This is a genomic window from Vibrio makurazakiensis, from assembly GCF_050337375.1.
GTDB classification, from domain to species: Bacteria; Pseudomonadota; Gammaproteobacteria; order Enterobacterales; family Vibrionaceae; genus Vibrio; species Vibrio makurazakiensis.
Map to the genome: position 1 here is coordinate 1 of NZ_JAKJSW010000124.1, position 12,838 is coordinate 12,838.

At 43.4% G+C, this 12,838-nt stretch carries 8 protein-coding genes; 3 read left to right on the top strand and 5 right to left on the bottom strand.

Translation table 11 applies throughout. From position 1 onward, the window contains the following. The coding region (locus tag L4C33_RS14045) for a PKD domain-containing protein (protein ID WP_428813052.1) at positions 1 to 3,418 on the bottom strand (3,418 nt) is incomplete at its 3' end. Between the two features lie 257 nt (positions 3,419 to 3,675). Next, positions 3,676 to 4,065 carry a VOC family protein gene (locus L4C33_RS14050; RefSeq protein ID WP_428813053.1) on the bottom strand — a complete coding sequence of 130 codons (390 nt, stop codon included), beginning with the start codon at positions 4,063 to 4,065 and terminating at the stop codon, positions 3,676 to 3,678. A 443-nt stretch (positions 4,066 to 4,508) separates the two neighbouring features. Between L4C33_RS14050 and L4C33_RS14055 the strand changes: the two genes are divergently transcribed. After that, positions 4,509 to 6,287, top strand: a complete 1,779-nt coding sequence (locus tag L4C33_RS14055) for an SgrR family transcriptional regulator (RefSeq protein ID WP_428813054.1) — start codon at positions 4,509 to 4,511, stop codon at positions 6,285 to 6,287. Between the two features lie 164 nt (positions 6,288 to 6,451). Here the strand turns inward: L4C33_RS14055 and L4C33_RS14060 are convergent, their stop codons facing one another. Beyond that, positions 6,452 to 8,356 carry a methyl-accepting chemotaxis protein gene (locus L4C33_RS14060; RefSeq protein WP_428813055.1) on the bottom strand — a complete coding sequence of 635 codons (1,905 nt, stop codon included), beginning with the start codon at positions 8,354 to 8,356 and terminating at the stop codon, positions 6,452 to 6,454. A gap of 340 nt (positions 8,357 to 8,696) precedes the next feature. Here L4C33_RS14060 and L4C33_RS14065 point away from each other — a divergent pair, with 340 nt between their 5' ends. After that, complete coding sequence (locus tag L4C33_RS14065) at positions 8,697 to 9,752, top strand: MBL fold metallo-hydrolase (RefSeq protein WP_428813056.1); 1,056 nt, start codon at positions 8,697 to 8,699, stop codon at positions 9,750 to 9,752. Positions 9,753 to 9,819: 67 nt separating this feature from the next. Here the strand turns inward: L4C33_RS14065 and L4C33_RS14070 are convergent, their stop codons facing one another. Beyond that, entirely contained in the window at positions 9,820 to 10,803 is a 984-nt protein-coding gene (locus L4C33_RS14070; RefSeq protein ID WP_428813057.1) for a hypothetical protein, read from the bottom strand. A 240-nt stretch (positions 10,804 to 11,043) separates the two neighbouring features. On the opposite strand from L4C33_RS14070, the gene L4C33_RS14075 reads away from it, so the two are divergent. After that, complete coding sequence (locus tag L4C33_RS14075; RefSeq protein ID WP_428813058.1) at positions 11,044 to 11,883, top strand: ion transporter; 840 nt, start codon at positions 11,044 to 11,046, stop codon at positions 11,881 to 11,883. Between the two features lie 81 nt (positions 11,884 to 11,964). Here L4C33_RS14075 and L4C33_RS14080 read toward each other — a convergent pair. Next, positions 11,965 to 12,838 (bottom strand): NAD-binding protein (locus L4C33_RS14080; RefSeq protein ID WP_428813059.1); only part of this gene is annotated, 874 nt, incomplete at its 5' end.

Sequence of the window (12,838 nt, forward strand, 5' to 3'; positions counted from 1 at the left end):
CGTTATTTGTGTACGCTGAGCTGCCAATTGAATTAACGGCTTTCACTCGATAGCGGGCACTACTTTCTGGGACGAATTCATAACTCGTGATGTTTTCTAGTACTGTATCGAGCTCAGAATAAGCGCAAGTTTTGTTCCGACCTTTCCCCACTTCTTGGCAACTTTCAATGACGAAATAATCTTCATTGTTTGAGTTGTCGACCCAGGTTAACGTCGCCCCTGTGATGGTTTTATTTCGGCCTTTCCCTGTCGTCTGTTTCGATCCAACGAGGTTACTTGGTGCTTCTGGCGCGGTTGCTGCGGGGTCTGCAACTGTTACAGGTTTACWTGTCGAATGGGTTGCTCCTTCATTATCGGTGACTTCAAGAGTCACGTTGTAGGTGCCACTTTCTGGATAATTATGGTTAGGATTTTGAGCGTTTGAATTGCCGCCATCACCAAAGTTCCATGCCCAGCTTTCGACCGTGCCATCTGGGTCGGTTGATGCATCAGTAAAGGTTGCGCCTAGACCTGTGGTAACAACGGTAAAGTTGGCGTTTGGAGATTGGTTTGGTGCTGATACCGCGACTTGTTGTGTGACTGTTCCTGTGCCTCCATCGTTATCGGTAACCATAAGAGAAACGCTATAAGTTCCTGCCGTTGAGTATGTTGTACTTGGGTTTTGAGTTGTTGAGCTGCTGTCATTACCAAAGTCCCACTGCCAACTGACAACCGTACCGTCAGAGTCAGTTGATATGTCGGTAAAATTAACCGTCAACTCATCATCAAGCCAACTAAAATCAGCGGTTGGTGGTGTATTAGGTGGAGCATCACTGTACTCAATATACAATCTTGTCGCCAAGTTTTGGTTACCTTCATAGGCTTCCGCTGTTCGTGTTCCTGTGCCCTCAATGGTGAACGCGAGGCTATTGCCGCTCACCCAACCTAGGCGGTCAGTGACTTCTTGGACTAAGGCGGCAATATCAGGAGAAGATTGGCTATCACCAACCGATCCCCAGGCAGGAATACTCCAACTTTCCATGCTGGTGGTTGATGCTCTAGATGACACGTCCCCGCTTGTTGAAGTAAACGCTGCAACATTGTCATCAGCCACAGCCCTGATTTGAACATTGGTGGCGATAGAGCTCGTTTCATCAACGGAGAATTCTAGGTAAGCAAGATCAATCGTCGAACCTTGCGGGATGCTGATGTCGTTAAATCTTAATCCAACGCGTTGAAGCCCATTAGACGATGGGTCATCAACTAACTCAATATCACTACTGTTGATGTACATGTTCCCATCACTGATACGTTCTTCTACATCGTCGTTACCATGATTGATTTGTCGGGCTACAAAGTTATTCGATGATGCAGGAAGAGCGTAGCTGTCGATAAGTACCCCTGAACGAGTTATGAATTCAAACACCATCTCAGAGTCACTGGCGAAGATCTTCATCGCTCCATAATCTCCGTTATAGCGAACTTCACTACCGAAAATAGGTGTCCCAATGTTGTATATACTCCGACCGCCAAGGCCATTCAGAAAGTAAGGGATACCATTTCGAACAACGCGTTCGTAAATATGGTCGTGTCCGCCGAATACGGCGTCGGCACCCCATTCAGCAAATGGCCATTGCATTGCAGGGTCAGAACCATGGTTGGAAGATGAGGAAAAAGCAACATGATGGAAGAACACGACTTGCCACGGGCTTGATGATGCAGCGAGCTGCGTTTCTAACCACGCTTTTTGCTGCGCCATATCGTTACTGTCATTGCGGGCGTTATGGCTGTCGATAGCGAAGAAGTGAACTGGTCCTTGAATGAAATCGTAGTATCTTTCGTTACCTGAGGTCAGGCTGCTAGATACGTTGGTTCCGGGGAGAGTGAAGTAGTTTAAGTACTCATTGATGCCTAGGCCATCATTGTAGTCGTGATTCCCCGGAGCTGGGAAGAACGCATTGATTTGACTGTTGCCGCCACTACAGTGAGTACCAACCTCGACATCAGTCAGAAAGTCACAGTAAAACTGGCCGATCACCGTATCGAAGCTGTTGTTTCCATATCTGTTATCTCCGGCAGTAATGATGAAATCGAGCGGCCAGCTGTTGACTTGTGCGGCCACATCTCCAGACGCTGTACTTCCGTCTCCGAAATCTCCAAGCATCGCAAACGTGACACTGTTATCGAAAGGCACAACGGTATCTCGGAATAGAGATGAAATCGGGCCTGTGACTTCCCCGGTACGTGCATTATCTCGTTGATCTGTAATGCCAGTTGCGACGTTATTATAGATAACGTCTGGGTTAGAAATGAGTTGTGCGCGTGGGCAACCATTTTGACATTGAGAAGAATAGGACATCATGGTGCGATATGAGCCGTTAATAAAGTGAGCAAACGACCAAGGATAAGAAGCGGTTTCTGAAGTGGCAGAACTGTTTTCGGGGTTATGCTCCATGCCTAGGTTATGGCCGTGTTCGTGCCCAAAAGTGAGGTTACCGACAGCACAGTCAATATCTGTGGCTTGAAAGGCCCAAGGGGCAAAGCCCGCCCCAGGGTTACGCTGAACGTAACCAGTACCGCAAGATCCGGGAGTATCAACTATTACGGAAACCATATCTGCCCCGTATTGGTCACGTAGCGAGGCTACTGTCGGATCACTGTCGACCCAATAGAGGTCATTAGTCGTCGAACCTGCCGTGTCGTAATTCATATGTTGTGTGTGTACTAAGCGGTAGCGAATTGTCATCTCACTATTTATGAATGCGCTGTTAGCCGCGTCGACGGCAGCTTGAGCGACGGCTTCCATCTGTTCATGGCTTCCGGCTTTGGCTGTCGCATCATTTGAATAAACGATTAACAGATCTATCGTTGTTAGTCCTTCGGATTGGATAATTGGTGTAGGGAGCGGATCACCTGATGTTCCGTCTTGTTCACCATGAGAACTTCCAATATTGATGAAGTCATCCTCAAGCTCTGGAAACGCATCAGAATCAAGAAGCTCAACCGTTAAACGCTTTTGCTTGTCAGATTTGAGTTCATATAAATCAGTGCCAATACGGATCCTACCAACTACGATCCCTTGTTTTATCGTCAATACTACTTCGCTATCAGGCTGGCCTTCTACTACGCCAAACCAAGCAAGTTCACTTTTCCCACGGCGTTCTGAAGACGTTTGAATAAGTGTGACTTCGTTATTGATAGGGAGGGTGATGGTTAGATTATGTGCGGCAGAGGTTACCCCTTGGCTATTCAATTGTCCGATAATGGATGACCTAGCATATTGGCTTTTGTTTGCTGGTGCAGGGTGCGATGAAAATATCGGGTGGTTGTTCAGCACCGAATTAGGTGGTGAGGAGCTAGCAATAGGCGTTAGAAATAGCGATAAAAAGACTATCGCTAAATAGCCTAATCCATTCGAGATCCGTCTCTGATTACTCATGTCTGACTCCTTGAACACCGCGTTATGTTTTCGTGATACGAATTTTATTACTGATACTTTTATCAAGTTTAGTCTGCGGGAAGTAACTTGTACTATTAAAGAAGGAGGCTGTGTGGGGGCTTATATCGGTAATTGGGGATGCCGGAGGCTAAGTCGCTCTAAGGTAAGGCAAGTTTTTTGAGGGCTAACTGATCGTTGGCCCAATAAATTTGTATAGGTGTATCCTGTTCTCCGGATTCATAGAGAACAGCGCCAGATCAGCCCGTCAGTTCTAAACGGTTTCCCTCTGGATCAAGAACCACGCTTTCATAGTACCCGTCGCCAGTGCGTCTTGGTCCATCTAATATTTCGTAGCCATCTTGTTTGAGTTGAGCCGTAAGTTGCTCGACTTTTAGTTCGCTGCCTAGATCAAACGCCAAATGGATCAACCCATGAGATTGTCGATATATGTCGTTAGTGGACTGTGGAATAGAATCCATGTGCATCAACTCTATTCTGGCGTCGCTATCGAAGCTTAAAAAGTAGGAGCTGAACCCTTTGGTTGGATTCACGTACTTGTTGTTCGATGTGGCAGAAAAGTAGCGTTCATAGAAATGACGCATTAGCTCTAGGTTGTGYGTCCAAATCGCGATGTGTTCGATCTTCATAATTACCCTTAAGGAAAAGAAGCAGGCTGATAACATTTGTGTTTAGGCTGTTGCTATTGGGGGTAGGAACATAAACATGCTTTTCAGCCCACTTCGTTAAATGAAATTGCGTGAAACTGTGTCTTCTTAAATCACCAAAAGGTGTGTTTTTGATGTGTTTAGAAGAGCAATTGGATCATGGTTCTGATTGCTAACTTTTCAATCGGATTGTTAGTTAAGGCTAACCTCTGGCGGTAATAGCTCACTAATCTGTTATCTGGATGCATGGGAATACGCTCACTGTGTTTTGTTTCGATAACGCTATTATCCGTTTAAATTAGGAAGTTAAAAACAGATGGAATAATTGAAGATTGTTCCTAGTTTGTGCTGTACAATTTCATAATGATGAAATGGACGCTATTTTTGCTAAAAGCGGAACATAAATTTATTTTGGAGTTCTTCATTTGCCAGATCTTAATTTGATGCGTTATTACTTAAGGCTTGAGTCACTTGGTTATGATGGAGCGGTGAGTGTCTCGTTGACCGAGATTTCTGAACTGCTTTTTACTAGCTTAAGGCATGCAAGAACCTTACTTGGGAAAATGCACTCGGCGGGTTGGGTTGTGTGGCAGCCAAAGCCAGGTCGCAACCAACGATCGAGTATTACTCTTCAATATTCGCCCGACGGATTAAAGCAGTTTTTAGCAGCATCATTTATTGAATCGGGACATTACGAGAAAGCGCTGAACTTACTCGATCATAATAAAGTGGTGTTTGCTTCTTTGCTTCAGCAGACTTCTGGGGCCACGATGCGTGAAGGCGTCTTGCATGTACAGTTAACCTACAAGCGCAAATTTGAAGCACTGCTTCCTCATCATGTGCAGCGTAGTAGTGAACGCTTTTTACTACGACAAGTGTTCAGCTGTTTGGTGAGTTGCTCTTCTAAAGGTGAGTTACAGCCACAACTTGCGCATCACTGGCAATATGATGAAGTGTTGAATGTTTGGACCTTCTATTTAAGACCAGGATTGACCTTTCATGACGGTAAACCAATAGAAGCTAAACCTATTGCGCAAATGTTTGAACAGCTAAAAACATTGCCATTTTATCAATCTGAATTATCCCACGTTGAAGAAGTCTATTCGCCACAACCATTACGTTTGTGTTTCAAGCTAAGTCAGCCTGATAAGGGTTTTGGCGGATTGTTGGCTGGCGTGAAGTATTCCATTCAACCACTTAGCCAGCTCAAAAATGTCGATGTTAAACAGGTTGTGGGTAGTGGGCCGTTTAAAGTTTCAGAACATAATGAAGATAAACTTAAGCTGATCGCCTTCGAACATTATTATGGCTGCCGTTCGCTGACCGATGAGGTGACCATTTGGCAATTTGAAGAACAGATGGCTGGTTCAGCAAGGTTTGATGATAGCCAAATGCAGGTTGCTGCAAAGAATGAGATTTCTTGTTTTCACCATTTAGGAAAAGACGACACTCAACAAGATCAAAGTGATCTCCAATCGAGTCGAGTAGAAGATGGTTGTTTGTTTGTATTGTTTAATCAGCGTGAAGTGTTGAATCAGAATACACACAAAGCAGAAATGAGCTTGGAACAAAGAAAGTACCTTTCACAACTATTATCGCCAGAAGCGATTCAAGCTCAGTTAGAAAAAAATTCAGGAACGTTTAGTGTTGAGTATGCACGTAATCTGCTTCCTAAATGGCGAGCGGTGTTGAAACCTCCTGTCTCTAAAACCGTACTTCCGAAAAAGTTGAGCATCGCTGTATACAATTATTACGCGCTCTACCGTTGTGCTGTGAGTATTGCTGATTTACTAAAAACTTATGGCGTTGAAGTGGAGATTAACACCTATAGTTTTCGAGATTTAACATTACGTTCAGAGCAACAAACACTGACCGAAGATTTGATTCTGTGTAACGTAAACTTGGATGATAACGCCCACTCATCGTTGTTTTCTTGGTTAATGAACAACCCAGTTTTGCACTTTTCATTGGGTGCGGGAAATAGCCAATGGTTACAGACGCGTCTCAATCAACATAAAGCCTCAGTGAAGTTAGAAGACTACTTTTCAGAGTTAGAGCCAATTGCCAGCTGTTTAGTGAGTGAATACTGGATGCTTCCTATGTTTCACCATCTGCAGACTGTTCGCTTTCAAGGAATACTCAAAAATATCGCGATTACGAACTGGGGCTGGCCACAATTTCGAGATGTTTGGTCGGCGGACTAATGGTGTTGTAATAGAGTTCTTTGGCTAGCTAAAGTGGGTGCTGGTGCTGGTGCTGGTGCTGGTATTACGGTGCTGGTTCAGCCAAAAAAGCCGCTTCATTTGTAATAGAAGCGGCTAGTCGATTTGGGTTTATCGGTTCTCGTTATGAGCTCGGCGTTTAGAACTTAGAACTTAAATTTCGCAACAAGGTTCGATAAGTGGTTTGCTTTGACTCTTAACTGCTCACATTCAGCAGCGGTTTTTTCGATCATCGCATCGCTTTCTCGAGCGATTTCTGAAATGCTGGTGACGTGAGGTGAAATCTCATTGATAACGTTGGATTGCTCGGTCGTTGCTGCAGCAATTTGAACGTTCATCGAGTTCATTTCAGTCACACTGCCTGAAATTGCTGACAGTTGCTCTTCAGAGCTCGACGCTTCAACCTGACATTTCTTACCCAGGTCAGCACTTGTGCTGATCGCATCGACGACTTCTTCGGTACGTCTTTGTAACTTCTCTATGATAGTTCGAATTTCTTCAGTGGAAGCTTGGCTACGAGAAGCAAGAGTTCGCACTTCATCTGCAACTACGGCAAATCCACGTCCTTGTTCACCTGCTCGAGCTGCTTCTATCGCGGCATTGAGCGCCAGTAAGTTGGTTTGCTCAGAAACACCACTAATCACGTCAAGTACCGTATCAATCGAGTTAGCATCCTGCGCCAATTGCGTAACGACATCAGTAGTATCGCTTAACTGTTGGTTCATGTGCTCAACACTTTCAGATGTGACTGTTACTGACTTCTGACCAATACCAATGGCGTCAGAGGCACTAGAAGCACTTGTTGCTGCGCCATTAGCGTTTTGAGCCACTTCATCTGAACTTGCCCCCATTTCGTGAATAGCGGTTGCTACTTGTTCGATTTGGCTAGTTTGTTGTTTGATCTCTTGTTCCATGGATTTGGCCATCAGATCAACAGATTGGATCGATGCCGTGATCTCTTGCCCCGTATTTGAAACATCCCTGAGTAGCTCGCTGAGGTATTGAACAAACTGGTTATAACCTTTAGCAATCTGACCGACTTCATCGTGGCGAGAGTCATCGAGTCTTTGAGTTAGGTCACCACCACCTTTGCCTATTCCTTCTAGCAGTTCCGCTACTTGAACGAATGGAGACAGAAGCTTGTTAGTTGCCCAAGCTGCGATAGGAATATAGATAGCAGCAATCGCAATAGCCATTAATATAACGGTGCGGCTAAAGCCTGCTAGCTCTGCAAGCACTTCGTTTCGTGGAACTTGCGTGATCAACGTCCAGCCGATTCTCGGCATAGATTTCGCGCCGACAACTTGGTATTCACCGTTAAATTCAGCTTCTTGCACTATAGGTTGCTGGCTGTTCAGCAATTCATTGCTTTGCATGTTTAACGCGCTAAGAGACTGACCAATCATTGATTTGTCAGGGTGTACTTTAATGGTTCCTGAGCTATCCACTAGGAACACGATGCCACTTTCACCAATGCGGTACTGGCTAATAAGTTGAGTAATGCTGTCGAGAGTTAACCCAATACCAGCAACGCCAACACGTTTTCCGTTGCTGATGACTGCATAGTTAACAAACATGGTTGGGATACCCGTTGCGCTATCGGTATCGAAAGAAAGTTCAAAGTCTTGATTGGAATTGATGAAACGATAGAACCATTGGTCGCCATTGTTCGATTGACTAATGGTTTTAAGTATTCCGTCGTGGGTGTAATAAGTGCCGTCTTTACCTGATACGAAGTAAGCTGTAATCGCATTAAATTGGTTTTTAACAGAACTCAAATATTGAGTGATATCAGACTGGTTTTGGCTACTTTGGTAACCAGTAACAAGAGGAGATAAAGTCATCATTTTCGAAGCAATGATTGGCGACTCTAACTGTGCATTGAGATCGTTACTTACCTCACCTAAAACGGCAGGCAACTCGCGCTGAAATGTCTTCTCAATCAATATGCTGCGACTTGACTGATAAGAGTAGATGCCCATTACGCTGATTATAGCTAAAGCGGCAATGATCGTTGCGAGGATCGCTTTTACCCGAATAGTTAGTTTCACTTCAGAACTCCTTTCTAAAATTGTTACTACCAGTATAGATGTAATGACAATGTTAATAATTAGTTGACCCTTAGGTCAATAAAAGAAGCATTGAAATGAGGGGTTGTACGGTATTTGTACAAAATTAGTGATGTTAATTCATGAAGTATAGTCGGTTGTTATTTTACATTTTGATTTTAGTAACTCCGGTGAATGGATAAAAACTACACTAATGGGTTTACTTTCTTAAAATAAAAAGTAAACTCACCGGTGTAGTTTGTTTTTGGTTGGCATTTTGGTGAACCAAACTGTCGAACCAATCCGTTGATCAACCCTGTCGTTCTAAGATACGAGACCGATTATGAGAAAATATTTATTGCCGTTTGTAGGAGTACTTGCCATGACCGCATCTGTAACCACTTATTCTCGTTTGAATACAGAAAACCAAGCGTTGCCAAAAAAGTTTGTGAATAGTGAGTTGGAATACAAATCAGGTATGTCTGATATATTTTCAATCATAAAAGCGTACATGACGGTGAAGCGTGAAAACCCAGTACCGACCTTTGAACTTCCCATTGCGGCAATGAATGCTGAGCAACTTACCTCTGAGAAAGAAGATGTGCTGTACCGCCTTGGTCACTCTAGCGTGATCATGAAACTGGATGGCAAGCTTGTTATGGCAGATCCCGTATTCAGTGAGCGAGCGTCACCGGTGCAGTGGATGGGGCCTAAACGTTTCCACCCAACACCTATTGGTCTAGAGGATTTACCAGACATAGATGTTGTTGTGATAAGCCATGATCATTACGACCATTTAGATAAAGCGTCCGTGAAAATTTTGGCTGAAAAAGTCGGAACATTTATCGTGCCCTTAAGAGTGGGTGCATACTTGAAAAAGTGGGGAGTTAAAGAAGAGCAAGTGATTGAGTTGGATTGGTGGGAATCAACGACTATAGATGATATTGCTTATACGTTGACACCAACACAGCATTTCTCGGGACGTGGCTTAATGGATCGTGATGAAACGCTGTGGGGAAGTTGGGTAATTACGAGCAAGCAAGCCAATGTGTTTTTCAGCGGTGATTCAGGTTACTTCAGTGGGTTTAAAGAGATTGGCGAACGCTATGGGCCATTCGATCTTACGATGGTCGAGACCGGAGCTTACAATTCACTTTGGGCTGATATTCATATGTTCCCAGATCAAAGTGTACAAGCGCACATCGACTTACAAGGCAAAGTTATGATGCCTATCCACAACAGTACGTTCGACCTTTCTATGCATGATTGGCAAGAGCCGTTGGAAAAAGCGTACCAAATCAGCCAGGACAAAAATGTAACCTTAACTACTCCTGTCATTGGTGAGCGACTGTTAATCTCTGAACCGGAAAATACGGGTAAATGGTGGAATCAAGGTTAGCGTCTGTTTTCCCGATGAAGTTATTAGGTAAGCCAGAGCGATTAGAAAGCTCTGGCTTACACTTAGATCAGATGTTGTGGAATAACACTTCTAACCTAAACGTTACTTTGGCTTCGGTGTAATGATAGGGAAGAGGTTCTGTCTCCGAATCTAAATCTTTGTTCCAGTTGTATTCAGGTGTCAATTCGTAGAACAACCAATCACGTAAAAAATTATGGCGATAAGTGATTGAAAGTTTAGTGTTGTCTATGTAGTGATTTGGACGATTGTACCCGGATAAGCTCGCTTTATAGCTGAGGGCCTGGTCTTGGGAAATGTAGTGGTAGAAAGTTGTTCCTGTCGCGAACTCCCATCCTTTTCTTTCGTCATCATAGCTTGCGTAGTTGGTCCAACGCAGTAAGTACTTTTTACTAAATGAATGTTCTAAATCGACCTGCGTAGATTCACCTGTAACCTTTTTCTTTTGGTAGATCTTTTGAGAAATACGCCCAACTGTATCGTTTGAAAATGGGTAAGTGTATTGGTATCGAGCTTCTATCGATGGTCGGAATGTCGCCTTGATATTAAAACTGCTGCGTCCTTTTCCAATCCAGTCATACCTTAAGCCCAGTTGGTTTTCAAAGTCGTCGGAATTTGAAGGCAAAAGATCGTGAAGTTCTTCTTCATCAGACTCGAACACGACCTTTAACTTTTTAGTGACCTTTGGGAGGTTAAAACGCAGTTTTAACTTCGTTTTGTATCCAAAGTCGTCTTTATCTGAAATCGAAAAGTCGTTATACCAACGAACAATGGTGCCAGCTCTTGAGTCGTCTTCTATACGGTCATCGACAAAAAAATTATCAAACCAAACTGCGGGCTGACATAGCTTAGTGTTTACATAGTTGAATGCTTTATCAATAGCTCTATCTTCATTGACTTGGCTCAAGCACACGACTTCAGACGGAAGTGCCTCTGAAGTTACTTCAGTATCATGAGAGTTTTGAGATGAATTTGCCTGAGCGATGCTCGTGTAGCTGGAGACGATGGCAATAATGAAAAGACGGTAATGCAAAAACGTCACTTTTTTGATAGAGAATGCTTAAACTATAACACCTGAAAATATTTACACCTTAAGTAAATGATTAACCAATCAGAGATTTGTCGAATCTTTCACCAATGTAAATCTTTTCTAACAAAGTCATTACTCTCAACAATCAACGACTCTGTTATAGTCGCCCAATAAATATAGGCTGCTGCTTGAAGTAGCCGGCACAAGTGACAATAAAATAGCTCAATAGGAAAGTCGTCATTCATGACTGAATTAGAAAAGTCCGTAGACAAACAGTTAATGTCTTCAGGTTATAGAAGCGTACAAGAGCGCTTTTTTAAGTTACGCAATAATAAGATCTTTGAAGTATTCGTGATCTCAGTGATCATCTGTTCTGCTTTAATGATAGGCGTAAATACATACGAAATTCCATCCAGCATTCTCAGTGTATTGAAGGTGCTTGATTGGACAATCACGATTATATTCTTAGTTGAGATTGTGATCCGTTTTGTCGGTGAACCAAATAAAAAGAAATTCTTTCATAATTTTTGGAATATCTTTGACACCTTAATTGTCGTCGTAAGCTTGATACCTATTCAAAGCAGCGACATGGCTGTATTAGGTCGCTTAGTACGTATTTTCCGTGTCCTAAGAATGGTTTCTATCATTCCAGAGCTGCGCTTACTTATTAACTCACTGGTAAAAGCATTACCTCAATTAAGTTACGTAATGCTGCTGATGTTCATTATTTTCTATATATACGCTGCCGTAGGGTCGACTTTCTTTGCTTCGATAAACCCAGTGCTTTGGGGCGATATCTCGATAAGTATGCTGACTCTGTTCAGGGTTATGACTTTCGAAAGTTGGACGAGTGTGATGTATGAAACGATGGAAGTGTACGCGTTATCTTGGATTTACTTCCTTACGTTTATTTTCTTCACTGCCTTTGCTTTCTTAAATATGGTGATAGGTATCGTAGTGAATGTTCTTGAACAAGAACGACAAGCGATTGAGCAGGAAGAGTCAAAAGCAGCAAATGAACCGACCATGGCAGAATTGAAGCAAGAGTTGGAAGAAATCAAAATGTTGTTAAAGCAGCGCTAACTAGCTTTCAAAACCAGAATTAAAAAGCGGCCAGTCGTTGATGACTGGCCGCTTTTATTTTTGGAGTGAGGCTTACAAAATTTAGTTTTGTGTCGGCTCTACATCGTCCCCAACATGGTCAGCATAGCCTTTTGGTGGCGGTGTCCAACCTCGTTCAGAGCGAGCGTGTTTGTCTGAACGGTCTTTCTTCATATCTTCTCTCATTGCTTCTTCAAGATGAATGAAGATTTGACGGTAGTTATTGTCATAACGCGCGTTGTCTCCGGCGTCGGACCAGGCTTTGTAAAGTTTGTCAGACTTGCGGTTTTCAACATTCTTGTAGGTTGATTTTTGTTTCTCTACGAAGAATGGGTGATGGCCTAGCGCTCGCAAAGCTTCTGCGCCCACTTCAAGTGCTGAATGATAAGTTTCTGATTCAATAAAGTCTGCGCCTGCGGACTTTAATCGGAAGCCGTGACCACGGTCGAATGCACGAGCTAAGATCTTCACATTCGGGTAGGTGTGTTTAACGTATCTTACTAGTTCAACGCTTGAGTCCTGGTTATCAATAGCCACGACAAACAGTGCTGCTTCTTCAATACCTGCGGTATGCAGTAAATCTGGGCGAGTAGCATCACCAAAGTACGATTTAATGTTAATCGCACGCAAGATATCGACCTGATTTGCTTGGTGGTCTAGCACGACAGTGTTTACGCCGTTGGTGACCAGTAAACGGTTAACGATTTGGCCGAAGCGACCGATACCTGCGATGATAACGGTGCCTTTCTCTTCGATTTTATCTTCTTCACGGTCGTTCGATTTTTGCTCATAGCGAGGCAAAATGACTTTATCGAACAAGATAAATAACCCCGGTGTCAAAAACATTGAAAGAGCAACAACTAACGACAGGGTTTGTGCGATATCCAGTGGCAGAACGTGGTTTTGCATAGAGAAGCTCAGCAGCACGAATCCAAAC

Coding starts and splice junctions, on each gene's coding strand:
- L4C33_RS14065 (WP_428813056.1), top strand. CDS start 8,697: ATGAGAAAATATTTATTGCCGTTTGTAGGAGTACTTGCCATGACCGCA.
- L4C33_RS14075 (WP_428813058.1), top strand. CDS start 11,044: ATGACTGAATTAGAAAAGTCCGTAGACAAACAGTTAATGTCTTCAGGT.